This window comes from Nitrososphaerota archaeon, from assembly GCA_029785825.1.
GTDB lineage: Archaea > Thermoproteota > Nitrososphaeria > Nitrososphaerales > Gagatemarchaeaceae > UBA183.
In genome coordinates, this window is record JAFLYY010000001.1 from 244,516 (window position 1) to 270,784 (window position 26,269).

Annotated in this window: 25 protein-coding genes and 3 tRNA genes; 22 read left to right on the plus strand and 6 right to left on the minus strand. The window is 60.6% G+C overall.

Translation table 11 applies throughout. From position 1 onward, the window contains the following. The first annotated feature begins 383 nt into the window (after positions 1 to 383). Positions 384 to 2,255 carry a heavy metal translocating P-type ATPase gene (locus tag JRN21_01305; protein ID MDG6987945.1) on the plus strand — a complete coding sequence of 624 codons (1,872 nt, stop codon included), beginning with the start codon at positions 384 to 386 and terminating at the stop codon, positions 2,253 to 2,255. A gap of 160 nt (positions 2,256 to 2,415) precedes the next feature. Here the strand turns inward: JRN21_01305 and JRN21_01310 are convergent. Next, positions 2,416 to 2,508: transfer RNA gene (locus JRN21_01310), tRNA-Asn, on the minus strand. 66 nt (positions 2,509 to 2,574) lie between these two features. Between JRN21_01310 and JRN21_01315 the strand changes: the two genes are divergently transcribed. Beyond that, entirely contained in the window at positions 2,575 to 3,024 is a 450-nt protein-coding gene (locus JRN21_01315) for a nuclear transport factor 2 family protein (GenBank protein MDG6987946.1), read from the plus strand. A gap of 68 nt (positions 3,025 to 3,092) precedes the next feature. Here JRN21_01315 and JRN21_01320 read toward each other — a convergent pair. Continuing rightward, positions 3,093 to 3,201 (minus strand) — tRNA-Ile (locus tag JRN21_01320). Between the two features lie 161 nt (positions 3,202 to 3,362). Between JRN21_01320 and JRN21_01325 the strand changes: the two genes are divergently transcribed. The 18 genes from JRN21_01325 to JRN21_01410 all read left to right on the plus strand — a co-directional run bounded on the left by JRN21_01325 (position 3,363) and on the right by JRN21_01410 (position 21,644). Further along, positions 3,363 to 3,581, plus strand: coding sequence for a stress response translation initiation inhibitor YciH (locus JRN21_01325; GenBank protein ID MDG6987947.1), 219 nt, complete (start codon positions 3,363 to 3,365; stop codon positions 3,579 to 3,581). An 88-nt stretch (positions 3,582 to 3,669) separates the two neighbouring features. Continuing rightward, positions 3,670 to 4,839 carry an NADH-quinone oxidoreductase subunit H gene (locus JRN21_01330; protein MDG6987948.1) on the plus strand — a complete coding sequence of 390 codons (1,170 nt, stop codon included), beginning with the start codon at positions 3,670 to 3,672 and terminating at the stop codon, positions 4,837 to 4,839. Between the two features lies 1 nt (position 4,840). Next, complete coding sequence (locus JRN21_01335) at positions 4,841 to 5,356, plus strand: NADH-quinone oxidoreductase subunit I (protein MDG6987949.1); 516 nt, start codon at positions 4,841 to 4,843, stop codon at positions 5,354 to 5,356. 16 nt (positions 5,357 to 5,372) lie between these two features. Then, positions 5,373 to 5,852: an NADH-quinone oxidoreductase subunit J gene (locus JRN21_01340; GenBank protein MDG6987950.1), complete on the plus strand. Its 480-nt coding sequence runs from the start codon at positions 5,373 to 5,375 to the stop codon at positions 5,850 to 5,852. A 20-nt stretch (positions 5,853 to 5,872) separates the two neighbouring features. Continuing rightward, on the plus strand, positions 5,873 to 6,166 hold the full coding sequence (nuoK, locus tag JRN21_01345; protein MDG6987951.1) for an NADH-quinone oxidoreductase subunit NuoK: 294 nt from the start codon (positions 5,873 to 5,875) through the stop codon (positions 6,164 to 6,166). A gap of 81 nt (positions 6,167 to 6,247) precedes the next feature. Beyond that, complete coding sequence (locus JRN21_01350) at positions 6,248 to 7,756, plus strand: hypothetical protein (protein MDG6987952.1); 1,509 nt, start codon at positions 6,248 to 6,250, stop codon at positions 7,754 to 7,756. Positions 7,757 to 7,759: 3 nt separating this feature from the next. Next, a complete protein-coding gene (locus tag JRN21_01355) occupies positions 7,760 to 9,901 on the plus strand; it encodes an NADH-quinone oxidoreductase subunit L (protein MDG6987953.1) in 2,142 nt (713 codons plus the stop codon). Further along, entirely contained in the window at positions 9,898 to 11,394 is a 1,497-nt protein-coding gene (locus tag JRN21_01360; GenBank protein MDG6987954.1) for an NADH-quinone oxidoreductase subunit M, read from the plus strand. The genes JRN21_01355 and JRN21_01360 overlap by 4 nt, the downstream gene beginning before the upstream one ends. A gap of 1 nt (position 11,395) precedes the next feature. Then, positions 11,396 to 12,874, plus strand: coding sequence for an NADH-quinone oxidoreductase subunit N (locus JRN21_01365; GenBank protein ID MDG6987955.1), 1,479 nt, complete (start codon positions 11,396 to 11,398; stop codon positions 12,872 to 12,874). Between the two features lie 79 nt (positions 12,875 to 12,953). Then, complete coding sequence (locus JRN21_01370) at positions 12,954 to 13,541, plus strand: V-type ATP synthase subunit E (GenBank protein MDG6987956.1); 588 nt, start codon at positions 12,954 to 12,956, stop codon at positions 13,539 to 13,541. A 14-nt stretch (positions 13,542 to 13,555) separates the two neighbouring features. Beyond that, positions 13,556 to 14,620 (plus strand): V-type ATPase subunit, encoded by a 1,065-nt coding sequence (locus JRN21_01375; protein ID MDG6987957.1) that lies wholly within the window; start codon positions 13,556 to 13,558, stop codon positions 14,618 to 14,620. Between the two features lie 46 nt (positions 14,621 to 14,666). Next, entirely contained in the window at positions 14,667 to 14,996 is a 330-nt protein-coding gene (locus tag JRN21_01380) for a hypothetical protein (protein ID MDG6987958.1), read from the plus strand. Positions 14,997 to 15,018: 22 nt separating this feature from the next. Continuing rightward, the gene (locus JRN21_01385) at positions 15,019 to 16,806 is read left to right on the plus strand and encodes a V-type ATP synthase subunit A (GenBank protein ID MDG6987959.1); all 1,788 of its coding nucleotides are present in this window, start codon (positions 15,019 to 15,021) and stop codon (positions 16,804 to 16,806) included. After that, the gene (locus tag JRN21_01390; GenBank protein MDG6987960.1) at positions 16,803 to 18,197 is read left to right on the plus strand and encodes a V-type ATP synthase subunit B; all 1,395 of its coding nucleotides are present in this window, start codon (positions 16,803 to 16,805) and stop codon (positions 18,195 to 18,197) included. The genes JRN21_01385 and JRN21_01390 overlap by 4 nt, the downstream gene beginning before the upstream one ends. An 18-nt stretch (positions 18,198 to 18,215) precedes the next feature. Continuing rightward, entirely contained in the window at positions 18,216 to 18,854 is a 639-nt protein-coding gene (locus JRN21_01395; GenBank protein MDG6987961.1) for a V-type ATP synthase subunit D, read from the plus strand. A 164-nt stretch (positions 18,855 to 19,018) separates the two neighbouring features. Continuing rightward, positions 19,019 to 19,372 (plus strand): V-type ATP synthase subunit H, encoded by a 354-nt coding sequence (locus tag JRN21_01400; protein ID MDG6987962.1) that lies wholly within the window; start codon positions 19,019 to 19,021, stop codon positions 19,370 to 19,372. Positions 19,373 to 19,383: 11 nt separating this feature from the next. Continuing rightward, positions 19,384 to 21,321: a V-type ATP synthase subunit I gene (locus tag JRN21_01405; GenBank protein MDG6987963.1), complete on the plus strand. Its 1,938-nt coding sequence runs from the start codon at positions 19,384 to 19,386 to the stop codon at positions 21,319 to 21,321. A 92-nt stretch (positions 21,322 to 21,413) separates the two neighbouring features. Further along, positions 21,414 to 21,644: an ATPase gene (locus JRN21_01410; GenBank protein MDG6987964.1), complete on the plus strand. Its 231-nt coding sequence runs from the start codon at positions 21,414 to 21,416 to the stop codon at positions 21,642 to 21,644. 45 nt (positions 21,645 to 21,689) lie between these two features. Here JRN21_01410 and JRN21_01415 read toward each other — a convergent pair whose 3' ends face one another. Further along, the gene (locus tag JRN21_01415; GenBank protein MDG6987965.1) at positions 21,690 to 22,556 is read right to left on the minus strand and encodes a polyprenyl synthetase family protein; all 867 of its coding nucleotides are present in this window, start codon (positions 22,554 to 22,556) and stop codon (positions 21,690 to 21,692) included. Positions 22,557 to 22,613: 57 nt separating this feature from the next. Here JRN21_01415 and JRN21_01420 point away from each other — a divergent pair, with 57 nt between their 5' ends. Together JRN21_01420 and JRN21_01425 are read left to right on the plus strand one after the other, a co-directional pair. Further along, entirely contained in the window at positions 22,614 to 23,312 is a 699-nt protein-coding gene (locus JRN21_01420; GenBank protein ID MDG6987966.1) for a hypothetical protein, read from the plus strand. Positions 23,313 to 23,351: 39 nt separating this feature from the next. Then, a tRNA-Glu gene (locus tag JRN21_01425) sits at positions 23,352 to 23,442 on the plus strand. A gap of 117 nt (positions 23,443 to 23,559) precedes the next feature. Here the strand turns inward: JRN21_01425 and JRN21_01430 are convergent. The 3 genes from JRN21_01430 to JRN21_01440 form a co-directional block, all read right to left on the minus strand. Continuing rightward, positions 23,560 to 23,970, minus strand: coding sequence for a RidA family protein (locus tag JRN21_01430; GenBank protein MDG6987967.1), 411 nt, complete (start codon positions 23,968 to 23,970; stop codon positions 23,560 to 23,562). Positions 23,971 to 24,092: 122 nt separating this feature from the next. Then, a complete protein-coding gene (locus JRN21_01435; GenBank protein MDG6987968.1) occupies positions 24,093 to 25,724 on the minus strand; it encodes a cation:proton antiporter in 1,632 nt (543 codons plus the stop codon). 132 nt (positions 25,725 to 25,856) lie between these two features. Next, positions 25,857 to 26,267 carry a DUF1634 domain-containing protein gene (locus JRN21_01440; protein MDG6987969.1) on the minus strand — a complete coding sequence of 137 codons (411 nt, stop codon included), beginning with the start codon at positions 26,265 to 26,267 and terminating at the stop codon, positions 25,857 to 25,859. Positions 26,268 to 26,269: the final 2 nt, after the last annotated feature.

Below are 26,269 nucleotides of genomic sequence, written 5' to 3' on the forward strand. Positions count from 1 at the left end.
ACAGGGAGGGCTGGGGCCAGTCCCTCGACAAGCTGCAGGGAGCGCTTCGCTAGTTCGTCCCTGTTCAGGAGTCGTAGCCTGGCTCACCTACGAAGCTTCGCGGAACCCCCGTTCTTCACTACGATCACGCCGTCGAATGTCTCTGCCCTCCGCAGGCTGCGCCGGTGTTGAGCCCGGAATCGGAGCCTTTTGGGCAAACAAGACTCGTTCCGGGTTAATTCGACGGCGACGGTCGGACCCGAACGGCATACCATGCCAAGGCTCACCCGGATTCTCCATTACGCACGCGCTGTCTTGACGATGGTTGGTGACCCGCTCGGGATTCCAGTTTCGAGAAGCGTCCTACTCCCTTAATTCTGAGACAACTCGGCTGAAGAAGCAGCATGCCAACTGCCCCAGGTTCCTGGACGCGGCCTAGGCTCGCTTGGACGCTCAGGTCCTATCCGCTTCCTGTCATCGCCTTTGCAGGATTGCTCGCAGGAAGCGTGTCTGGCCTGGTGTTGGGTCGATACGATATCGCGAGGTGGATCTGGTACGGGACCTTGATGGTCGGGGGCGTTCCAGTTGTTGCAAAGACGACCCTCGGCATGGCGAAAGGAAAGTTCGCTGCAGACATTGTTGCCATGCTGGCCATCGTGACGGCCATCCTCACCGACGAGGCATTTGCGGGCGTGATCATCGTGCTTATGCAGACGGGGGGCGAGGCAATAGACGACTACGGATTCCGGAGGGCATCTTCCTCCCTGGAGTCTTTGATTGCGAGGGCGCCCAGGCTGGCCAGACGCAAGAGAAACGACACGGTGGAGGAGATCAAGGCGGAGGACGTGAGGATCGGCGATATCCTAGTGGTCCGGCCGGGGGACCTGATTCCCGTTGATGGCTCCGTCCAATCGGCGGCGGCCGAAGTGGACGAGTCCGCTCTGACGGGCGAGCCTCTTCCAAGGGATAAGGGGCCGGGGGATGAGCTTCTCAGTGGGTGCGTGAACGTCGGACCCCCCTTCGAGATGATGGCGAGCAAGGTCAGCGGGGAGAGCCAATACTCGAGGATTGTCGAACTCGTCAGAAGAGCCCAGGGTGAACGACCGCCGATTCAGAGACTCGCAGACAGGTACGCAGTCTGGTTTACTCCCATAACCGCGGCGATAGCGATCTTCAGCCTCCTCCTGACGCGGAGTCTCGACGCCTTCCTCGCCGTACTGGTAGTCGCGACGCCTTGTCCGCTGATACTTGCGACTCCCCTCGCCGTGATTAGCGGAGTCAACAAGGCCGCGAAGGAGGGAATCATCGTGAAGAGTGGTGCGGCCATCGAGCAGATAGGGAGGGGACGCGTGGTAATCTTCGACAAGACTGGCACCCTCACCTACGGGACCCCGGTTATCGACCACATGGTTTCATTCGGCGGAGATGAGGGGGCAATGCTGAAGTTGGCTGCGAGCGTAGAACAATTCTCGAGCCACCCTGTCGCCGTTTCGATGGCGCGGGCGGGAACGGAGAGGTTTGGCGAGCTCCTTGCAGCGAGCAGATTCAGGGAGCACCCGGGACAGGGCGTGGAGGCGGTGGTTGGAGGGAAGGAGGTTGTCGTAGGATCGCAGACGTTCGTCGAGAAGTCCATTGGCAAGACCTTCGATTCTAAGACGAAGAACGTTCTCTTGGAGGCACAACGGAAGGGGAGCCTGGTGACGTTCATGGCCGTCGATGGGCAGCCCGCCGGGATTGTGGTCTTCAGCGACCAACTCAGGCCGGGCGTCCCCGTACTTATCCAGAGGCTCAGAGACTTGGGCGTAGATCAGACGGTGATGTTGACCGGCGACAACGCCGTGAACGCGGGAACGATAGCTAGGGAGGCCGGAATAGAGAAGGTTGCTGCAGATCTGCTTCCCGAACAGAAGGCGAGGGAGGTCAAGAAGCTTACAGAACAGTTCGAGTCTTCCATCATGGTCGGAGACGGAATAAACGACGCCCCAGCTTTGGCCACAGCCACCGTCGGGGTGGCCATGGGGGCCCATGGGACGGGGATCTCTGCCGAGGCGGCCGATGTCGTTCTCCTGGTCGACGACGTGACAAAGGTAGGCGATGGCATCAAGATTGGGCAGAGAATGCTTCAGATCGCAAAGCAGAGCATCTTCTTCGGAATGGGCGGGAGCTTCGTCCTAATGGGAATAGCCAGTTTTGGATACATCCAGCCGGCATACGGTGCCATCTTGCAGGAGTTCCTCGACATAACGGTGATCCTCAACGCCTTGAGGGCGAGGTAGGTCGCGCCGACGTGGCGATATCGCCCAGAAGTCTGCCTGTTGAGCAATTCGATTTGCGGGCACCAATCATGTAGCCCATTTCCGGCGTCGCTTACCGCCCGCGATCAGCTAGAATCGAGCTCTTTCTGGCATACAAAGTACATTCCGAGCTAATCGCGAGCGGCGACGGTCGGACTCGAACCGACGACCAATTGGTTAACAGCCAATTGCTCTACCACGCTGCCCAGCCTCTGGACTTCTGAGCTACGTCGCCGCGTCTCGACGGGCGCGGAAGAGGGCTGAAAAACATTGTTTACCCCGCTGCAAACGGCCAGGCAACATGGAGCGTCGCGCATCCGACGCCGACAAGAAGGACGTGGAGAGCTTCATCCGCTCCTTCTACGAAGCGGGTAAGGACAAGGACCTGACCGCTCTTTCCGGCTTCCATTCTGGGAGGGACTCGTTCACCAAGTTCGACGAGAATCCCCCCTACACCAGGCAGAACTCTGACGAAGCCTTCGTCTACGAGCAGGCCGCCTTTGCCAACATGACGGACTTCCGCTACTCCATGGACGACTTCAGGATAGACCTGTTCGGAGACGCAGCTGTTGCGACGTTCTATCTCACTTACGGGGGGATGTTCGTTAACGACTATTCCTTCGAGGGGTCCCCGGTCAGCGGCCGGGCGAGGGTGACGATGGTACTCATCAGGACCCCGAAGGGATGGAGGATCGCCCACGAGCACCTGAGCAGGTACCCAGACTGGGTCGCGAAGTCGGGTGACAGATAGCCCCCCTAGGTACCGAGATTCGGGCTCCGACGCGAGGGCTCCATGACAGAAGACGGGCTAATCTGATGTGGGCCCGGCCGGATTTGAACTGGCGACCGACCGGTCTCTCAGGTCAAACCGTATGAGCCGGTCGCTCTGACCGAACTTCTCGTTCAGGGAACTCTGAGCTACGGGCCCACTTTCGCGGCTCCCCAACCTGCTGCCTTTAAGCGGCTCGGCTAAGCGTAAATAGCCCTGAAAACAGTCAGGAACCAGTCACAGTGAGTAAGGACCAAGACGAAGGCTTCGAGGACATCCTGGCTGAACTCGACCGCGAAGAGGCTCGCGTGAAGATACGAATGGAGATGAGGCGATTCGGAAAGCCCACCACTGTCATCGAGGGTATCAAGATGAGCGACAGGGACCTTCACGAGCTCAACTCGAAGATGAAGCGGGCCTTGGCCACGGGTGGAACGGTAAAGGACGGCATAATGATACTGCAGGGAGACCATAGGGAGAACGCCGCCAAGATGCTCAAGGAGAACGGGTTCTCCGAGAGCACTATAGAGATAATCTAGACGACCGTCGCTATCCGCGTCTCATATCGGCGAGGCGTCTCAAGCTTTTAAAGGGTAACTCGGGGCGCAGCAAACGGGTGAGGTCACTTTGTCGAAGCCAATTACGAACTTCGAAGACTTCATCAGGCGCATACTGACAATAGTCTTCTGGATCGCCCTCTTCTCCGTTGTGGTCATCCTCCCGATCTACTATCTCCTCGACTCCATCTTCCACTTCCCCGTGGATTTCATCGGCCTGGCCATCGACCCCAGCCTAGCCATACCCTTTACGCTGAACCTCCTCTCCACCGAGCCGTTCCACACCCTGTTCACCCTCGCCGTTTTCCCGGGTTTCAGCTTCGTGGCCGTGTATGGGACTATATTCATGGGGTGGGTCGAAAGGAAGATGACGGCCAAGATCCAGCTCAGGACAGGGCCGATGTACGCGGGGAGGCTCGAAGGGATACTCCAGAACGTGGCAGACTTCTTCAAGCTCGCCTTCAAGGAGATGGTCATCCCGAGCGGCGTCGACAGGGCGGTCTTCGTCGCCGTCCCCTTCGCCCTGATGGCAGTCGCGGGAGCCCTGGTGTCTCTGGTCCCGCTCTCTCCCACCGTCTTCATCGCGGACCCCGCTGTGGGGGCTGTCCTCGTCTTCGCGATCCTGGGCTTCACGCCGCTCATAACCCTCCTGGCCGGATGGGCGAGCAACAGCAAGTACCCGTTCCTGGGAGGGCTTCGGGCGCTCCACCAGCTGGTCGCGTACGAGATCCCTATGATTCTCTCCCTCGTCGGGGCAGTCATCCTGGCAGGTTCCTTGAACCTCATGGACATTGTCAACGCCCAGGCGGGGCTCTGGTACATCGCCCCCGAAATTCTCGCGGCCATAGTGTTCTACGTGGGAGCCCTGGCCGAGCTGGAGAGGATCCCGTTCGACATCCCCGAGGCCGACTCCGAGCTCGTCGCCGGGTGGCAGACGGAGTACACGAGCATGCTCTTTGGGAGCTTCCAGTTGGCTAACTTCACCAGGATGTATGTGATGGCGGGGCTGTTCACGACCTTCTTCCTAGGAGGGTGGCTCGGGCCGGCCCCTGTCCCCCCGCTGGTCTGGTTCATGGTCAAGGTGACCATCGTGGAACTCTTCCTGATGCTCCCGCGCAGCATAATGCCGAGGCTGAGGATCGACATGCTCATCAGGGCAGGATGGGTGAAGCTCCTCGCCCTCTCCTTCGCCAACCTTTTCATCACCATGCTGATCGTGTCTCTGGGAGTGCTTCACTAGGATGGGCACCTGGAGCTACATCAAGGGGGTCGGGCTGGCAACCTGGACCGGCCTGAGGCATCTCTTCCACCCTAGGATGACGCTGAGGTACCCAGAGCAGAAGCTCGACCTCGAGGGGCCAGGGTACCACTACGACGCTAAGCAGGGGGTGGGCCTGGCGGGGTTCAAGGGGAGGCACATCCTAAAGTTCGAGAAGTGCACGGGCTGCCAGCTCTGCGCCATCGCCTGCGATGGGGTAGCGGTGGCTATCGAGATGCAGAAGCTGGAGAAGGGGAAGCCCCAGAACAAGAAGCAGATCTGGCCGGCCGTGGACTACGGCAGGTGCGTCTTCTGCGGCCTGTGCGTAGACGCCTGCCCCTTCGACGCCCTGGACATGACCAACGAATTTGAGCTCGCGGCCTACGACAAGATGGGGCTGAAGTACACCCCGGACATGCTCTCCGTCCCCCCCAAGCTCGAAGGAAGGAGATACAAGGTGAAGTTCGACACGGAGAAAGGAGTGGTAACCTACGGCTGATGCCATCTTCCTGGCCATGGCCGCGGTGACTTTGGCGAGCGCCATCTTCTCCCTCGAGGCGAAGGAGATAGTCTACGGAGCTATCGGGCTGGCCGGGTCACTCTTCGGGGTCGCCGCGCTCTTCTTCCTCCTCGACGCCCCATATGTGGCCGTCTTCCAGATAGCAGTGTACATAGGGGCCGTGGCCGTCCTGATACTCTTCACCGTGATGCTGGTCAGACAGGAGAGGTGGGCGAATGAGGTCAAGGCGACCTCCGGCACAACCGTCGCCGGTGCGATCACAGGAGTCGCCGTGGTCGTCGCGCTCGCCTTCGCCGTGGTGGACGCGAACCTCTCAAGGTTCAACAGCGTCTCCAACACGGCGACTTTCGTCGACATCGGGAAGCTCATCTCTACGGGGTACGCCCCCGTCCTCGAAGTGTTGGCCTTGGTCCTGGCGGCTTCCATAGTCGGAGCCCTCGCCCTATCCAGGGTCGACAGGGAGGGCTCCAGTTGAACACCCTCGCCGACTTCGTCATACTTTCCGCGATGCTCTTCGGCATCGGGGTATACGGCCTCGTGACGAAGAGGAACGCGCTCAGGCTCCTCTTCGCCGTGGAGCTGATGATAAACGCGGCGAACCTGAACTTCGTCGCCTTCAACCAGTATCTCCCCTACGCGCAGCAGGCTAACGCCTTCGGCCAGACGTTCGTCCTCTTCTCCATAGCCCTGGCCGCGGCAGAGGCTGCCGTGTTGCTTTCCATAGTCATAGTGGCCTACAGGCTGCACAACGACATCGACGTCAGCGAGATGAGGACCCTGGAGGGATAGCTGATAGATATGCCCCCTCTCCTTCCGCCTCTCGTACGTAGGACTGGAATGCGTCTGTCGCAGGGCCCGGCAAAGTAGGTATTGGGCATGGAGTATATCCTCCTTCAGACAGTGGCAGTTCCCCTAATCGTTGCCCCATTGGCTTTGCTCCTCGGGAGGAAGCTCGGCAGGAACGTGGGCTGGATAGCCTTCGCCTCGCTGCTGTACACGACGGCGCTTCTGGCTTCTCTCGCATATTCTCTCTTCAACGGCGGCGCGGCCGTGCAGGAGAGCTACACCTGGGCGCCGGTCTCCGGGCTGGTCTTCGGGTTCCTCGGGGACAACCTGAGCGTACCCGTCGCCCTGACCATGAACATCGTGGTAACGGCTACATCGGTCTACTCGATGGGGTACATGAAGCACAGGCTGGAGGCCATGTACGGCGAGGAACGGAAGGGGCAGTACTCTCTCTACTTCCTCAACTTCATGCTCTTGGACGCCGGGCTGATCGGGATCTCCCTGTCCACCAACCTCCTGGAGCTGTACATGTTCCTCGAGCTGATGCTGATCCCTTCCGCCTTCATGATGGCGCTCTTCGGTTATGTCGACAAGGAGCGGGTCGCGATAATGTACTTCATCTGGAACCACCTCGGGGCGTTCATCTTCCTCGCCGGCATAGTCGTGGTCTACACTGCGACGGGGAGCTTCCAGATCTCGGCTCTCTCCTCGATTCCGCTGGGGACTATCGCGTATTGGGCGGTCGGCCTGATCCTCGTCGGCTGGCTCATCAAGATGGCAGTCTTCGGGGTACACATGTGGCTCCCCTACGCCCACGCTGAGCACCCCACGTCTTTCGCTCCGATAATGGCCACCATCGTGGCCGTCGGCAACTACGTCGTGGTCAGGCTGCTTGTCGAGGGGATGCCTGCGGCGTTCCTCCCGTTCTCCTTCCCGCTGATGGTGATCGCGCTGATCACGATGGTCTTCGGAGGGGCTATGACCCTGGTCCAGAACGACGTGAAGTACGTCTATGCCTGGTCCACCATAAGCCAGAACGCCTACTCTCTCCTCGGGATCGGGAGCATCACCCTCCTGGGGGTGTCCGGGGGCGTCTTCTACTTCCTCAACCACATAATCGGCAAGACCATCCTCTTCTGCGTCGCCGGGATCCTGGTGTCTCAGGTGGGGACGAGAGACATCCGGAAGATGGGAGGGCTGGCGTCGAAGATGCCCTTGACCGCGGCGCTAGTCCTGATCGGAACGATGGTGATATCGGCGGTCCCGCCCACTGGAGGGTTCCAGGCCGAGTGGATCCTCTTCGAAGGGGTCTTCGCCAGGGGGACGACTGGAGCCCTCGGATGGAACCTGTTCGTCGCCATCGGCGGGCTGGCCGCCACGATCTTCACCGTGGCTTACACGTTCTGGCCGGTGAGGAAGATATTCTTCGGGCCGCTACCCGCCGAGCTGAATGATGTCAAGGAGGCCCCGCTGATCATGACTCTCCCGATTCTCTTCCTTGCGATACTGGCAATCGTCATAGGCATCTATCCCGACCTCTTCTTCAGGTCGCTCTACCACTTCGCGAGCAGCATCGGACTGGGGGCCCGCTGAGCCATGACCGCCGTACCCGTCCCGTCGTACTTCGTTTGGCTCATCTTCATCCTCCCATACGTGGGGACGTTGGCCGCCCCTCTGACCGGGAAGGGGAAAGTCAGGGACATCGCGGCGGTGTTTTTCCCGTTCCTGTCCGCGATATTCGCTCTCTATCTGCTCATCCCCGTGCTGCAAGGTGACACCATCTCGCTGTTCAACTCGATAATCCCTACGTCCGTTCCATGGATACCTGAACTGGGGATCAACTTCGGGGTCCTCTCTGACCCATTCACCGTCATCATAGCGAACCTGGTCGCATGGATCAGCCTCCTCGTGATGGTCTACAGCGTGGACTACATGAAGGGAGACAGCGGCCTCACCAGGTATTGGTTCTTCATGAGCTTCTTCATCGGCAGCATGCAGCTCATAGTGCTGTCGGACAACCTGCTCGGGCTCTTCATCGGGTGGGAGGGGGTCGGCCTGTGCAGCTACGCCCTCATCGGGTACTATTATCACGACGAGAAAGAGAACTGGGTAGGGACCCCGGGATCGAAGGCCCTCGGGGAGGAGCAGGCCTATCCTCCGTCACATGCGGGGATGAAGGCGTTCTTCATGACCAGGGTGGGAGATCTGGCGATGCTCGCCGGAATACTCATCCTGTTCGTCTTTTCGGGGACCTTCAGCTATCACGCCCTGGCCACCTCCACAGGGTGGGCGGCGTCCCTGGCGGCCGCAGGGCTCCTCGTGCCGGTCGCGCTTCTCATCTTCGGCGGCGCCATAGGGAAGTCTGCCCAGTTCCCGCTCCAGGAGTGGCTTCCGGACGCGATGGCCGGCCCGGCGCCTGTCTCGGCCCTGATACACGCCGCGACCATGGTCAACGCGGGGGTCGTCCTTGTGGCCCGGATAGGCCCGATCTTCTACTTCGCGATGGCCGCCAACCCCGCCCTGATCCAGCCATTCTTCATGGTGGTGGCGTGGATAGGGGCGTTCACAGCGTTCCTGGCTGCCACCCAGGCCATGGTGGGGTTCGAGCTCAAGAAACTCTTGGCGTACTCCACGGTCTCCCAGATAGGATACATGATGCTGGCACTAGGACTTGCCGGCCTCTCCACGAACTTCGCGGAGGGGCTGTCGGCCGGCCTCTTCCAGCTCATGAGTCACGCCGTTTTCAAGGCCGCGCTCTTCCTGATGGCCGGAGTCCTCATACACCTGACGGGGACGAAGTACATCAACGAGATGGGCGGGCTCAAGGATAAGCTGAAGACGACATTCGCCGTCTTCCTGATTGCGGCTGCGGCGCTGTCGGGCATCCCTCCGCTCAGCGGGTTCTGGTCCAAGGACGCCATCCTCGCCACGGCATGGGGGTCGGGGCAGTACGGTCTCTTCCTGGTGGGGGCGGCGACCGCCGGGCTCACCGCCTTCTACGCCTTCAGGATGTTCGGCCTGGTGTTCTATGGGCTCAGGGGGAAGCCAGGACATGAAGCGCCTGGGCACGAGCTCAAGGAGCCGTCCCCGCTGAGCTGGGTCCCCTACTCCGCCCTCGGCGTCGGTACCGTCATCATAGGCATCCTGGGGTTCTTCAACCTGGGCGGCTTCCTGCAGGCTTCCTCGATCACGTACATCTACAGCCTATTCACCGGGGCGCTGTTCGGCGGGCTGAGTCCCGTGTCCCAGTTCAACTTCGTTTCATCCCTGATCACGCTCGGCTTTGTAGTCATAGGCCTGTTCGTCTCGACTCAGCTGTACGTAAGGAGGAAGATAGCGCCGTCGAGCATAGTGAAGGACTCCGGTTTGGCGCACGACGTCCACACCTTCCTCGAGAACAGGTGGTACATCAACGCCGTCTACTACAAGGTCTTCGTAAACGCCCCGCTCAGGGCGTCATACTGGGCCTTCGACAACTTCGAGATAGGCGTGCTCGAAAGGGTCAACAACGGAGCCAGAGCCCTCGCACTCTGGTTCTCGGCCGGAGGGAACTGGTTCGACAGGAACGTGGTTGAAGCGGCCGCAGACGGCTTCGCCAGGGTCGGGCAGGTCCTCTCGCGCACCTTCCGCAGGCTCCAGACCGGGATCCTCGAACAGTACGCGCTGGTCCTCGCGGTCGGTCTCATCATCCTGCTGCTGCTTTTCCTGCTGCTCTCGGGGGTGTACATCGCGATATGATCCCTATCCTCTCCATCGTGTTGTTCCTCCCCATAGTCGCATCGGTCCCGGCCTACCTCCTGCTAAAGAGGAGCAGAGCCTCAGGAATGTGGTTCACTCTGGGGGTGACGGTCGTCGAGCTACTGCTCGCCCTCTACGTCTTCTACTTCGTCTACGCCAACTTCGGGGGCCTTGCGGGGTCCGGGACGGGCCAGTACGCCCTGACCGAGGAGTACAGCTGGGTCAGCGTCGCCTCCTTCGGGGTCAACTACCTGGTCGGGGCCGACGGGCTCAGCTCTCCCCTGGTCTTGGCCACGGCCCTCCTGACCGTGTTCGCCGTCATCGGGTCCAGGAGGCTGATAGACAAGGACGAACCGGTCTACTATGCGCTGATACTCCTGTTCGAGGGGGCGATAGTCGGGGTCTTCCTCTCCCTCAACCTCGTGCTGTTCTACTTCTTCTGGGATCTCGTCATGGTGCCCATGTTCTTCCTCGTAGGGATCTGGGGGGGAGACAGGAAGACATACGCGGCCATGAAGTTCATGATATTCATCTTCACGGGCAGCATGATCCTGCTGCTCGCCCTGATGGCCGCCTACATGGGGGTCTCCCCCACGACCTTCGACATCCCCTCGCTCGCCGGTAAGATTCCCGCCGCCATCCAGTATCTCCCCCTCCTGGCTTCGTTCATCGGTTTCGGGATCAAGCTCCCCGTCTTCCCACTGCACAGCTGGCTCCCGGACGCCTACACCCAGGCGCCCGCGCCTGTAGCCGTCCTTCTCGCGGGGGTCCAGTCGGCCATGGGCGGATACGGGCTCATCAGGATAAGCATCGGTCTCTTTCCAGAGGCTGCCCACCAGTGGGCTTGGGCGTTCATGGCGGTCGGGGCGGTGACGATGTTCTACGGTGCCGGGGTCGCTATCCTGTCAAAGAACCTGAAGTCGATGTTCGCATACACGAGCCTAGCCGGCATGGGGTTCGTCGTGTTCGGCTCCTTCTCGACCATGGCGTCCGGGAGCATCATAGGGATGCAGGGGGCTATCCTCGAGATGTTCGTCCATGCGTTCACGGCCGGGTCCCTCTTCATGCTGGCGGGCTACATCCAGAAGGGGCTCGGGACCACAGACATCTCTCTGATGAACGGACTGCAGCGCCTGATTCCGAGGGGAGGGCTGCTCTTGGTCTTCTCGTGCGTCGGGGCCATGGCGCTTCCTCCGTTCGGGAGCTTCGTCGCCGAGGTCCTGGTGATCGTGGGCGGGATACACGCCACCCCCTACGCCGCGGTCACGATACTCGTCCCTGTGATGATTGGAGGATACATGCTCTGGATGATCAAAAGGGTGGTCCTGTCCCCGCCGCCCACCGGAGCCTCGGGGGTTGACATCCAGGCCCTGGACGCCGGTGTCCTGGCGCTCTATCTTGTCCCTCTCATCGTCATGATGTTCTTCTCGGTCCTGGTCCTCGGGCCGGCCGCCCCGGTCGTGCAACACATCCTCCAGCTGGTGAGCCACTAGAATGGACTACATCCTCGCTGCGGTGGTGGTGCTGGGAGCGGCCGCACTGGGCACGCCGGTACTCCAGACCGTGGAAAGCCGGTTCAGAGCAGGAGCTTACGCCTCGATGGCCGCCCTGGCCCTGGCCATCGTCATGGTGGCGGCGAACACCGTCAACGGGGGGACAGGCATGGTCCCCTACTTTGGGAACCTGCTGGTGTCCGACCTCCTGGGGGACATATTCGCCCTGGTGGTGCTCTCGGTGACCCTGGCGGTGGCGGTGGCATCGCTCTACTCGTCACCGAACGGGCCGAACATCCCATCCTACTACTCTCTTCTGGTCTTCTCCGCTCTGGGGATGGTCCTCCTTTCGTACTCAGCGGACCTCCTCATGCTGTTCGTCGCATGGGAGTTGATGAGCCTTCCGACCTACGTGCTGGCGGGGTTCGACAAGAAGAGGGTCCAGTCGAACGAGGCCGCCGCGAAGTACGCCATACTCGGGGCGCTTTCGTCGGCGATCATACTCTACGCCATCAGCTTGACCTACGGGGTGGCGGGAACCACTCAGATGTCCGGAGTCGTGGCGAGGCTTGCCCTCGAGCCGTTCAATCCCCTCGTTAGCGTCGCTATCCTGCTCTTCGTCGTGGGCTTCGGGTTCAAGATGTCCATAGTCCCGTTCCACATGTGGGTCCCCGACGCCTACGAGGGTTCTCCACCAGCCATTGCCACCCTCTTCGCGACGGCTACCAAGAAAGCAGGTTTCGTGGCCGCCATCAGGGTCGTCCTGGTCATCGCCACCGTCTACGCCCTCGCCCCGAACTCCGTGTTTACCCTGGCGAATGTCCTTGCGGTCCTGGCTGTCATCACGATGACTCTTGGGAACGTCGCTGCACTCACGCAGAAGAGCATGACCCGGCTGCTGGCCTACTCCAGCATCGCCCAGGCCGGGTACATCCTGGTCGGCTTCGCCATCTTCGCCTACAGCCAGCAGACAGGTGCCTTCGCCTACAACGGCCTGCTCGGGCTGACGGGGTCGATCTTCCACATCGTCAACCATGCGATAATGAAGGGGGCCGCTTTCCTTGTGGCGATGGTCGTGCTCATGCAGCTCAAGAGAGGAGACCTCGGCGCGTACAACGGCCTGGCCAAGAGGATGCCTATCGCTGCGTTCACCCTGGCAGTCTCCTTCCTCGCGCTGGCGGGAGTCCCTCCTCTCAACGGCTTCTGGAGCAAGCTCCTGCTCTTCGTCTCGGTCATCAACACCCCCCTGGCCTGGGTGGCGGTCGCGGCGATACTGAACAGCGCCTTCAGCCTCGGATACTACTTCTGGGTCATCAAGCGCATGTATCTGGACCCGGGAGAGAGCACGGAGAGGGTCAAGGAACCTCTCTGGTCCGTGGCTCTGTTCGCGGTCCTGGTCGGCCTGATGATCGGGATAGGCCTATTCCCCCAGCAGTTCATCAGTCTCGCGTCAAGCGCGGCGTCGAGCGTCATCCCGTAGCCAAGGATGCCCCTTTTTCCGTCAGACGCGTTTCATTTGATGAACTCCTAAATAGGTAACCCGAAGCCCTCGTCTGTCCTTGGGCCTCGAAGAAATCGTAGCCAAGATCAGCCAGGACGCGGACGAGCAGGCGGCTAGACTAACGTCGGATGCCAGAGACGAGGCCAAAAAGGCAACAGATTCCGCAAGGGCCCAGGCAGACTCGATTATTTCTGACGCGAAGGCTGAGGCAGAGAGAGAGGCGCGCGCCGAAAGGCTCAGGTCCGTGGCCGCGGCGCGGCTCGCCGCGAAGAGAGAGCTGCTCCAGGCACGGGAGGAAGTCCTCAGTCGCTACGAGGACGTCCTGCGCAAGTCAGTAGACGACTTCATGGAGTCGGATGAGTACCTCGACTTCCTCGCGGGCGTCATAAAGGACGGGGTCTCGAAGATCGGAGAGGGGGCGATAGTCCACGTGACACCAGAAGACAGGAGTCGTCTGAAAGGCAAGAAGCTGCCAGGCGAGATGTCGAAGGACCAGGTCGACTTCAGAGGCGGGGCGCTCGTCATTTCAGTCGACGGCAAGCGGCGAGTAGACAACTCCATCGACTCCCTGCTCCGAGAGAGGAGCGACGCCATCAGGCTGAGGCTGGTCGAGAAGGTCTTTGGGGACGGGAAGAGCACCGCTTAGCAGGTGGGCCGACCGTGGTTGACGCGATGTACGCCTACGCGAACGCGAGAGTGAAGGCAATGCAGTCGGACCTATTCTCCCAGCAGAAGTTCGAGTCGCTGGTCTCGACCAAGGACTTCGGGGAGCTCACTCACGAGCTGAACCTGACCGTCTACAAGGACGACCTGGCGACCCTCGCCGTAAAGTACTCTGGGGCGGACCTCCTCGAGGCAGCCGTCCACAGGCACCTCGTCAGGATTTCGAAGAGCGTTCTGCTTCTCACGCCGGACGACTCGAAGGACGTCGTGTCCCTCATCCTCGGGAGGTGGGACATACGCAACGTCAGCCTGATCATAACCTCGAAGGCGATGGGTTATCCCCTCGGACAGATGACTGACGTCTTCCTCGTCTCCAGCACCGACTTCCCGCTCGGCCCCATGGCCGGGGTCCTTTCGTACTACGAGCTCAAGGAGCTCGCCGAAATGAAGGACGTGGCCGGTGTGGTGACCTGGGCGAGCAAGAGGTACGGAGGGGACTTCGAGGTCTATCTTGAGAAATACAGGACGGACGGGGACATCGGCCCGCTCCTCCTCCAACTCGAGCTCACCTACCTCAGGCGGCTCATCCTTTCCGTCCAGGGGAGGTCCGGGGCGGACGCCAGGGTCGCGGTGGCGCTGAAGTCCTCGATCGACGAGAAGAACATCATTGCAGTGCTGAAGGGGAAGGCGCGCGGCGTGGGAGCCCAAGACATCGTACGATATCTCGTGGAGGGGGGAAATCTCTCTGTGGCGTCCCTGGCAGAGCTGTACAGGGGGGCGAACGTGGAAGAACTGGTCGAGGGGCTCAGGCAGCAGTATGACCTTTCAGAGGCGCTCCCGGCATACAGAGAGAGCGGCTTGGTCGCGCTCGAAAACCTCCTCAGCAGGAGGATAGCCCAGAAGTCGATAGCATCCCTGAGGGTCGCCCCTCCGTCCCTGTCGTCAATCGTAGCGTACATAATGCTCAAGGATCTGGAAATCGACAACCTCGTGAAGGTCATCCGGGGGAAGGAGTACAAGGTCCCTGACAAGGAGATCAGGAGCTCCCTTGTCTATGCATAGGGCGCGCAGCGCGGACTGGCGTGACCCAGCCGGGAGGGAGCCCTAGATGGCTGAGAGGACAGACAAAACGATCGTCGTGGGGGATGACAAGGTCACCTTGGGGTTCAGACTCGCTGGGGTCTCCGAGTGGTACACTGTCGAAGGGGCCGAAGGGGCGAAGAAATTGTCCGAGCTGCTCGGTCGGGACGACGTCGGGATCATCATCGCCAGCAACTCTCTCAGGAAAGCCATGGACTGGAAGCTCCAGAACAGGGTGGAGTCCTCATCCAAGCCGATAGTCGTCTTCGTCCCCAGCAGGGCCGGGGACGAGGAGGGGGCAGAAGAGACCTCGCTCCAGGACCTCATCAGAAGGTCGATAGGGATAAATCTGGAATGAGAAGGGGAGGGAAAACCATCTCTTGGGCATCATAGTAAAGATCTCGGGGCCGGTGGTCGAAGCGGAGCAGATGAGGGACGCCAAGATGTATGACGTCGTCAGGGTCGGCGAGGAAGGGCTCATCGGGGAAGTCATCAGACTCTCCGGACCCAGGGTGGCCATCCAGGTCTACGAAGACACGGCCGGCATCAAGCCGGGAGAAAAGGTCGAGAACACAGGCGCCCCGCTGTCGGCTGAGCTCGGGCCGGGGCTCGCGACGTCAATCTTCGACGGCATCCAGAGGCCTCTCCCGGTCATAAAGGAAAGGGTCGGGGACATCATCAAAAGAGGAGTCTCGGCCGAGGCCCTCGACAAGAAGAAGAAGTGGAAGTTCGTCCCTGTGGCGAAGCGCGGAGACAGGGTCACCGTTGGGGACGTGGTGGGGACGGTCCAGGAGACGGCCTCTACCCTCCACAAGGTGCTTGTCCCCCAGGGGGTGGCCGGGGAGATAGCGGAGATCTCCGACGGGTCGTTTACGGTCGAAGAGCCGGTCTACGCGGTCAAGGGGGCGGACGGGACGAAGCGCCTGCCCATGATGCAGAGGTGGGAGGTCAGGAGACCGAGGCCCTACGCCCAGAAGCTCCAGCCCGAGAAGCCTCTGATCACCGGACAGAGGGTCATCGACGCCTTCTTCCCCATCGCCAGAGGAGGCTCGGCCTGCATACCCGGGCCTTTCGGCAGCGGCAAGACGGTCACCCAGCAGAGCCTGGCGAAATGGTCCGACGCAGACGTAGTCGTTTATGTCGGGTGCGGGGAAAGGGGGAATGAAATGACGGAGGTCCTCACCACGTTCCCCGAACTGGAAGACCCGAGGAACAAGAGGCCCCTGATGGAGAGGACGGTGCTGATAGCGAACACCTCCAACATGCCCGTGGCTGCCAGAGAGGCGAGCATATACACGGGGATAACGATAGCCGAATACTACAGGGACATGGGGTACGCGGTGGCGCTGATGGCCGACAGCACTTCGAGGTGGGCAGAAGCACTCAGGGAGATCAGCGGGAGACTGGAGGAGATGCCCGGCGAGGAAGGATACCCCGCTTATCTCGGGAGGAGGTTGGCCGAGTTCTATGAGAGGGCCGGAAGCGTCATCACTCTCGGCAGAGAGAAGAAGGAAGGGTCCGTAAGCGTGATTGGAGCCGTTTCCCCGCCGGGCGGGGACATATCGGAGCCCGTCTCCCAGAACACCCTCAGGGTCACCCGGGCGTTCTGGGGGCTTGACGCGAGCCTCGCCTCCAGACGGCACTTCCCGTCCATCAACTGGCTGACGAGTTATTCGCTCTACAAGGACGTGCTCGCAGGCTGGTATGCAGCCAATGTCTCCACAGACTTCCTCGAGATGCAGTCGAAGGCGATGCTCATCCTCCAGCAGGAAGCCGAACTCCAGGAGATTGTGCAACTCGTGGGGCCAGACGCCCTTCCAGAAAGGGAACGGGCGGTCCTCGACGCGGCGAGGATGATCAGGGAGGACTTCCTGCAGCAGAGCGCCTTCAGCGAGGTGGACGCGTTCACTTCGATGAAGAAGGAGAGGCTGATGCTCAGGGTCATACTTTCATTCCACGACATGGAGCTGAAGGCAGTGGAGTCCGGGATCCCCCTCGCCAGGGTCCTCTCTCTTGAGGTCAGGGGGAGGATCGGGAGGATGAAAGAAATCCCCGAGGACAGGGCGGAAAGCGAGATATCCAGCCTCCTGGGGGACACGGAGGCCTCCTTCAGGTCGCTTGCACCGGAAGCGCAATCAGATGCGGCGGCAGGGAAGGGAAGTCCATGAGCCAGATAGAGTACACTTCGGTCACGAGGGTCGCCGGGCCGCTCCTCTTTCTAGAGGGGGTCAAGGACGCCGGCTACAACGACCTGGTGGAGATCACGCTCCCTAACGGCGACACGAAGAACGGCCAGGTCCTTGACACGAGCGCCGGACTGGCAGTCGTCCAGATTTTCGGGACAACCACAGGGCTGGACCTTCCGAACACCAGGGTGAAGTTCAAGGGCGAGACGGTCAAGCTCCCTGTCTCCGATGCGATGCTGGGGAGGATCTTCAACGGGCTGGGAGTCCCCAGGGACGGCGGTCCGCGGATTGTCTCCAGCGAACGACCAGACATCTCAGGGGGAGCGATCAACCCTTACTCCAGGGCCGAGCCGTCGGAGTTCATCCAGTCCGGGATATCCTCCATCGACCTCATGAACACGCTTGTGAGAGGACAAAAGCTCCCGATCTTCTCTGGGGCAGGGCTGCCGCACAACGACCTAGTGGCCCAGATCGCCCGCCAGGCGAAGGTCCTCGGCAAAGAGGAGAGCTTCGCAGTGGTCTTCGGGGCCATGGGGATGACGAGCGAAGAGGCAAACTTCTTCATCCGCGACTTCGAGAACACCGGAGCCCTCGAGCGGGCCGTGCTGTTCCTCAACCTGGCGGACGAGCCTTCCATGGAGCGCATCATCACCCCCAGGATGGCCCTCACGACCGCCGAGTATCTCGCCTTCTCTCAGGACATGCACGTCCTGGTGATACTCAGTGACATGACCAACTACTGCGAATCGCTCCGCGAGGTCTCTTCAGCCAGGGAAGAGGTGCCGGGACGAAGGGGGTATCCTGGGTACATGTACACGGACCTCTCATCCATCTACGAGAGGGCGGGGAGGATCAAGGGGAAGAAGGGGTCGATCACCCAGATCCCGATACTCTCCATGCCTGGGGACGACATCACCCACCCGATTGCAGACCTCACAGGGTACATCACTGAAGGGCAGGTGGTCATGAGCCGCGACCTGCACCGCAGAGGGGTGTACCCGCCCATCGACGTCCTCCCGTCACTGTCAAGGCTGATGAACCAGGGGATTGGGAAGGGGAGGACCCGCGAAGACCACAGAGGAGTCGCGGACCAGCTCTATGCCGCCTACGCCCAGGGGAAGGACCTCAGGAGCCTCAGCGCCATAGTCGGAGAGGCCGCCCTCACAGAGACCGACAGGGTCTATCTGAGGCTGGCTGACAAGTTCGAAAAGGAGTTCGTCACTCAGGGGAAGTATGAGGACAGGACCATCGAGGACGACCTCAGGATAGGCTGGGGGATTCTCAGCGCTCTCCCTGAGGGGGACCTGAAGAGGGTCAAGAAGGAGTTCATCGACAGGTACTACAAGGCGCCCGCTGCCGCCAAGACGCCCTGAAAGAGGGAGTAGACAGTCATGTCCGCCCGCGAGTCGGTCAAGCCGACCAGGATGGAGCTCCTCAGACTGAAGTCGAGGATACGCCTGGCCAACAAGGGGCTCAGCCTCCTAAAGCGGAAACGGGCCGCGCTGATCGTCGAATTCTTCAAGATAAACAGGAAAGCGCTAGACCTGAGGAAGAAGCTCAAGCAGACCATGGACAGGAGCTACACCTCGCTCAAGGTGGCCGAGATGTATCACGGGAGGATAACGCTGGAGAGCGTTGCCTACAGGGCAACGAGGATGAAGGGCCTCTCCATAACCACCAGGAACGTCATGGGGGTCAAGATCCCTGAGATCGCAGGGAGGGACGCGCAGTACAAGGTGATGAACGAGCAGTACGCCCTGGTGGGGCTGTCGGTCAAGACGGAGGACGCTATGGCGGGGTTCGCCGAGGCGCTACGGATCAGCCTCGACATCGCGGAGGTCGAGAACACCCTGAGAAAGATACTGGCAGAGGTGGAGAAGACCAAGAGGAGGGTAAACTCCATAGAGAACGTCCTGATACCCCGCCTCCAGGGCCAGGCGAAGTACATCTCCATGAGGTTCGATGAGATGGAGAGGGAGAACTTCGTCACCCTGAAAACGGTGAAGGCGAAGCTGTCCGCGGAAAAATGAAGAGCAGCGGGTCTGACACCCGTCGCGGCTGGCTCGTCAGGAACTTCTGGCTGCTGACGATGCTCGTCAATCTGGTTATCCTCTTCGTCTTTCTCGTCGTCCTGATTATCGTGCTGTCCTGAAGGCCACAACCTATTAATGCCGTCGATGGCGGGCCGGAAAAGATGGCCGGAGCCGCCAAAGACCAGACTCAGCAGGCCGTTCAGCCTGAGCAGGCAGCAGTCCTTGAGCGCGTGAAGAGGGCAGAGGTGGAGGCGAGAGCAAAGCTCGAAGCGGCGGCGTCTCAGTCGGAGAAGATCAAAGCGGAGGCGAAGGAAGAGGCGGACGGGATCGTCGCCGAAGCAACGAAAAAGGCGTCCGCTCTACGCTCTGAACTTCTACGGGCAGGAAGAGCAGAAACTGAAAGGGAGCTGGATTCCATAAGGCACGAGGCTTCCGAAGCGGCCGAAGGGGTCAGGCGCCAGAAGGAGAGAAAGATCCCCACTAAGGAGATACTCGACTCCGTCCTCACCCTGTAGGTAGAAGCGCTTTGCTAACCCCGGTCCCCATGGAGAGGGTAAGGGTCGTCGCCCTCAGAGAAGATCTCTCAGGGATCCTCTCTTCCCTCCATGAGGCGAAGGCGATGCAGCTAGAGCAGGTCGAAAGGAGCCCCGCGGACGGTTTCGGGGAACCGGCCCCTCCGGAGCTCCAACGGAAGGTGGCAGACGAGAGCTTCAGGTTCGAAGGGCTGGTGGCGGCGCTCCCGCCGGTGCCGTTCGAGGGCCAGGTGCAGTTCGACGGAATCGATGACGTCCTGAAGAAAGCGGACGAGCTCAAGATAGACGAAGACGTCAGAAAGTTCAAGACCGAGATTGAGGGCATCGACGTCAGGCTGGCAAGGAACAAGGCATACCTGCAGAGCCTCGAGAGGGTCGCGTCTTTCCGGAGTGACCTGTCCGTCCTCACAGCTTCGGCCCTGATATCCGGGTTCTATGCGGTCCCTCGGGATTCGTACGACGCGTTCCGGGCCGAGCTTACGGCCGCTGCCAAAGACGGCGTTGTGGAGAGCTACTCCATGTCCGACGGAGACGCGATGGCCCTGGTGGCGGTCCCGAGGAAGGCTGAAGAGCAGGTGAAGCCCGTGTTCGAGAAGTACAAGGCGCTCAAGGTGGACCTCCCCTACGACCTCGGGAGCCCGGAGCAGGCCAGGAAGAAGCTCGAGGAGGAGTCCGCCGCCCTCGGCGCGTCCAGGTCCAAGGCCGAAGCGGGCTTGAAGGAGATTTCCAAGAAGCGTTACGGGGATGTCCTTGCAATCCGCGAGGCGCTTGCCATCGAAACCCAGAGGCATGAGGCCATCGGCAAGCTGGCCCAGAGCGACAGGACGGTCCTCTTGGAGGGGTGGGTCCCGAAGCCCCGGCTGGGGCCGCTGGAGGAGAGCCTCCGCGCGTCGGCGTCGGGAAGGGTGGTGTTCCTGAAGGTGCGGGGGCGAGAGGAGGACGCTCCCACCCTAATGGAGAACAGCGGGAGAGTCAAGCCATTCGAGTTCCTGGTCAGGTTCTTCTCCCTCCCTAAGAGCGGCGAGATCGACCCTACGCTGACCTTCTCCATCGTCTTTCCGATCTTCTTCGGCCTGATGGTGGGAGACGTGGGGTACGGGGCCGTGATCTTCATGACAGGGCTCTACTTCATGAGGATAGGGACCGGAAAGAGCAGCGCCAAAGCCATCCCCAAGGCCATCCGCTCTTTCGGGAGGGGGATGATGGGGAAGAGGACCTTGGGGACTGTCGGGAAGATCCTGATGACCGGCGGGGTCTCCGCCATGTTGTTCGGCGTCCTCTTCAACGAATACTTCGGAGCCGCCCTACCCTGGTACGCAGCATTCCTCAACGTCGTCGTCCAGCTCCCCCTGCTCATGGTGATCACCATATTCATCGGGATCGGGCACATCACCCTCGGCTACCTTTTCGGGATCTACCTCGGGTTCAAGACCGGCCACAGGAAGCATGCCATCGGGAAGATAGGATGGCTCGGGTTCATGTGGAGCGGAACGGTGGGGTTCGCCGACTTCTTTGACCGGTCGCTGTTCCCGTCTCCGCTCACTGCGGCCTACGTGTGCATCGCCTCACTTGTCGCCTTCGGGGTCGTAGTGGGGGTGAGCGAGGGGCCGAGGTTCGTGATGGAGATTCCTACCCTGGGGAGCCACGTGATGTCCTACGCGAGGATCCTCGGGGTCTTGCTCGCGTCCGTCCTGCTCGCTTCTATCGTCGACACGAGCCTCGCTTCCAGCGTGGGGAGGGCCCCGATCACGGCTGTGGTCCTGGTCGCCGTCATCACCCTGATGGTCCACCTGCTCAACATAGTCCTCGGCATATTCGAGCCGTCCATCCAAGGGGTGAGGCTCCACTACGTCGAGTTCTACACCAAGTTCTTCGAAGGGAACGGCAAGCAGTTCGCTCCGTTCGCTGTAAGGAAGAGATACACGAAGTAGCGCTGGCGGCCCGCAAATCTGTTCCGTCCAGCGAGTAACAGTTAAAAGTCCCTCACAGCGGAGCGGGAAAAGAATCGGGAATGGCGTTCGTAATGGACCTGCCGACGGCCCTGACGTTCATCGCAGCAGCCATCGCCATGGCGGGTGGCCTCATCGCTACAGGAATCGCGCAGTCCGGCATCGGCGCGGCAGGGATGGGAGTGGTTGCTGAGAAACCCGAAAGGACGGGGACGGTCCTCTTCTTCCTGGTCATCCCTGAGACCCTCTTCATATTCGGGTTCGTCGTCGCCCTGATAATGATGCTGCAGATACTGCACCCGTAGCGAAACTGCTGTCCGGATACCGGTTCGGGGCGCGCTCTTCGCTGTTCAGTACTGCCTGAGAATCGAGAAGTCTGAGAGGTCCTCGAGGAGGACCGTCGCTTCGTTCCTGGGAAGGTGCATCAGCATCCGCTTCGCCTCTTCGGCAAAGGACTGCGCCTGTGCAGTCATTTTCCCGACCACCTCGCTCTCGCTGTGGGTCTTCAAGAGGCCCAGAGAGACCTTGTCCTTAGACCTCCAGTCGAGAAGGTCGTCCTTGAGCTGGTAAGCGACTCCGATGCACCTGCCGTACTCTGCCAGTGCCTGCACCTCCTTCTCTCCTCCTCCGGCGATCAAAGCACCCAGCTTCGAGGAGGTCTCGAAGAGGGCTGCAGTCTTCTCCGTTACTATCCTGATGTACTCGTCCCAGGTCAGCTTGTAGATCTGGGGGTCGATGGTCAGCTCCGAGTACTCTCCCTCTGACATCTGGAGCGCGGCATAGCTCAACTCCTCCGCGACCCTGCTGTCTTCGTACCGGGCGGCTATCGCTAGGATCATGGCGAAGACGAAATCAGCGCTGAGAAGGGAGGCGCTGTACCCGTACTTCAGGTGGAACGGCATCTTGGCCCTCCTGACCTTCTCCTCGTCAATGACGTCGTCATGGATTATCGATTCCGTGTGCAGCAGCTCGACCGCCGTGGCGGCCCCTAGTACCGAGTCGTCTTTACAGCCGAGGGCTTCGGCGGAAAGCATGAGCATGACGGGCCTGACGCGCTTCCCCCCTTCGATCGAGTAGACGAGGGGATCGTGGAACCTCGAGTGGGCGTAGAGCTTGAGCTCTCGCTCAAGGGCCGAGTCCACACGCTTGGCATATGACCGCATACGGGCTTCCAGCGCTTCGAGTGTGACCGCCCCGTCGTCTCCCCCTCTCCCCATGCCGACGTCGAAGGGGTTAGGCTCATTATATAATCGGTTCCCCTAAGCGTTCGAGGGTTGTTTCCATTCAGGGTCCATCAATTGAAGATAGGAATGCTGCACTTCATCCTCCTCCCCAAGCTGAACCGGGCCCAGTCTAACTTTCTAGTGTCCGCATTCGAAAGGAGAGGGTACGCCGTAGAGGGGCGCGGGCGCATCTGTGCGAGGCGACGCAGGGAGAGGGTGCACGTGGAACCAGCCGGCTACTGCTGGTCTGCCACAGACCCGGCCGACCTTATCCTTCCTCTTGTCCAGGACCTCATCTCATTCCCCAAAGAGAGGGTGTCTCCGAAGGAGCTGGAAGGCATGTACCTCCTGGCCGACGGGTCATCTGGACGGGGAGCCGTCAGGTTGTCTCCCAGGCTCGAGACGTACAGCAGGTGGGCGCGGCTTCGCAGGGAAGGCGGGTGCGGGCTGTCACCCGACGAGGGGTTGGTTGCGTCGTCGCTGATGGGCAGTTCCGAGGGTCCCTGTTCCATGGTGACCGACTACTACAGCGACGGAGCGGTCCCGGTCATATGGGGAAGAAGGCGGTACTTCGAGGCTTCTTTGCCTCCGGAGGAGGCGTCAAGAACTCTGCGAAGCGTGGGGGTGAAAGGGGTAAGGAACTCCTACCTGCCGATGGGGGGCTCTCCCTTGCCCAGAAGCATGGAGGTGGCCAGGGGATGGGCCTCGGATATCGCACTGGGCGACTGGTGCTTCTTCACCTCCTCGTAGCGGGAAAGCTCTAATTGGCGAGCCGGCTGGGGCGTCCCAGCCCCGGTAGTATAGTCCGGTCAAAGCTAGGCTGCCGAAAGTATGCTGGCCTTTCGAGTCGGCGACCCGGGTTCGAATCCCGGCCGGGGCATGATTTTTCGGGTTTGGTCTGACGCTTTCGGGGTCAGGATGGCTCGCTGAACAACAACCCTGCCCTCGTATCTCCTTGGGGGCCAGATGAAGTGAAATCTGCAACGGGAAGGCTTCGTCAGGGGAGGACGGCGGTTACGTCCAACTCGATTAGCATGTCTGGTCGTGCTAACCCGTCGACCAAGACCAGAGTGCTCGCGTAGTCAGGTGGAGAAGTCAAGGAATTCGCTTTCACCCAGGACTCTCTGGCCGCCCTGTATCCGTCTAGGTTCTTCCTACCCACTACGTAGGCCACAAGCTTGACGATATGGTTGACGTCGGTCCCTGCTTCCCCGAGCCGGGTGCTGACTTTTTGGAGCGCGACTGTCGTCTGCGTCTCAACATCCTGCCCACACTCACCTGTAGAAGGATCTATGCCTTCAACTCCTGACAGATAGACACTCTTGTTCGCGACGATTCCTTTGGTCCACATCATCTTCTTTCCGCCGTAGGTTATCCCTCCGATGGGCTTCGTCGACGAGCTTTCCAAATGGAGTGTTATCAGGGTGCCGTTACTTGATGTTATTGCCGCGAGTAGGGTTCATCGTGCATGCACCTAGACAAAGTCGCCTCGGTCCAACGCCAAAGCCCGGAGCCGGCGCGGCGGCACCGCTAATGCGCTCCCCCGCTCTCCTGTTCGTCCAAGGACTCGACCAGCCTCCTCAGTATCTCCCTCTCCAGTATCGTCCCCAGCAGTCTCCCGGAGCCGTCGACCACCGCGACGATAGGGACGTTGGTCTCCCTGAAAAGCACCGTAAGGTTGAGGCCGGGTTCGCTTTCTTCCACCTCGACCAGCTCCGCCAGCGGGGCTTCCGACACCTTGCCCGCCATCTCCCGTCTTGAAAGACCGGTGACGTCGCGCATCAGAAGGGTAGCCACAGGCTTCCCTGCCTTGAGGACCACGGCTGCGCGCGCGTCGAAATCAAGGAGCGTCTTGAACGCATGTCTGACCGGCTCGTCGTCACTGACCGCCACCGTCGGCAGGGTCTTGCAGATGTCACCCGCCGTCATCGATTGGAGGTGTAGCTTGACCACCTTCTTCTGAGTGCTCCCCTCGTGGTCAATCGAGACTAGTTCGGCACGGCGCCTGAAGAGGAGAGGCGAGGTCAGGGAGAGGAATACGATCCCTATGGCCGTAGCAGAGTAGAGGAAGCTCCCTATAAGCGCGGTTCCCGCGGTGAAAGCAGAAACGAGCAGCGCCGCGTCCACCCCTCCTTTCACACTCGTCCCGAACGCGTTACGCCATCGGTCCATGTGGAAGAAGCCGGCCGAGGCTGCTCCCACAGCAGCGTCTGAAGCAAGGGCGACTCCGAAAATGCCCAAGCCGACGGCGATAAGAGCTGGCGTGACGTGGATGAAGTAGAGGCCGAGGCCGGCGAAGAACATAGGCTCGAAGAAACCATAGGTGAACGCACGCAGCTTCTCCATCAGGACCGGCCTGGCGGCGAGGAACTTCTGCATCAGCAACCCCAGGAAGAGGGCTACGATCGCCGCGTTGAAGCCTGTGACCTGGCCGACGAACCCCGCAATCAGGAGAATGGAGATGATTATCGCAAAGACGGCTTCGCGGCTCTTCAGGTGGACTTCGACCCACTCCAGAAGCGGGACCATCACATACCTGCCGAATACCACGATTCCGAGAATCGCGGCCACGAGCTCCCCTGCGGTGACGGCCACGGACAGGAAGGTGATGGCTCTGCCGGCGAGGTCGAAGATGAACGAGTATAGGATTACGGCGGCGACCTCTATGACGAGGACCTGGGAGAAGATGGTCGTGCCTTCGTCAGTCCTGGCGAGCCCGGTGTCGGTAAGTAACCTGGACAGCGGTCCCGCGCTGCTCATACCAGCAACGACGCCTACGACCAAGGCCTCGGTCAGCTGCCTGAACAGGAAATAGGATATCACGGTGATTGCCAGGAACCGAACAACGAACTGTGCCAGGGAGACCACGAGCGAAGACTTCTTGGCAAACGCCCCCCTGAGCCTTGCAGCCTCGAACTCCTCGGCCCCGCTCACGAAAAGAAGGAAGTCTATTCCGATTGAAACGAACAGTGCGATGGTCGGGAGCACTTCTACCGCATTGAGGACGCCGGGGCCGAGCAGCATGCCGACCAGGATGGCGCCGACGAAGGGGATGAGACCCGCCCTGCGGAACGCCTCTTCACCGAGCTTTGCGGCGATGAGCAGGATTCCGAGATATGCGAGCGAAGATACGGCCAGTGGAAAACTCGCTAGGATCGCCAATCGAACAGTTCTACTCTGCCCTCACAGCTGCGTTACGGGGTTTTTAACAGGATGTCCTCGTCCCGTGTCAATAGGCACACAGAGGTCAGCCGTTGTCGCAGCCGCGCGCTGACCACCCTGTGCTGGCTTCACTCACGCGTTGAAGATCGGGATGAATGGTGTCACCAGCATGCTGAAGAGGAGGAGGGCGAGCACGACTAGCGTGATCTTGACATATGTCATGTCCTTCTCTGCGGCGAACAGGAGAATGGAGAAGAAAACCCTCGACACCGGGGTCGCGATGAGAACGATCACCCCGAGCTCGATGATGGAGAAGGGATCTAGCCTGGCCACCCCAAGGGCCAGAGAGGAGAAGGACGGGCTGAAATTACTCTGAGTCACTTGGCCTGGGACGTACCTCAGGAAGACCGAAGAATCGCTGAAGCTGTAGCTCGCAATCAGCAGCACGGTCCCGACGACGAGGATTGCGGCTGAGATCAAGACCCCGTATCTCAGGACGCGACTTATCACGTCGTTCATCGCTTCTCGGTCGCTGAGGTTCATCT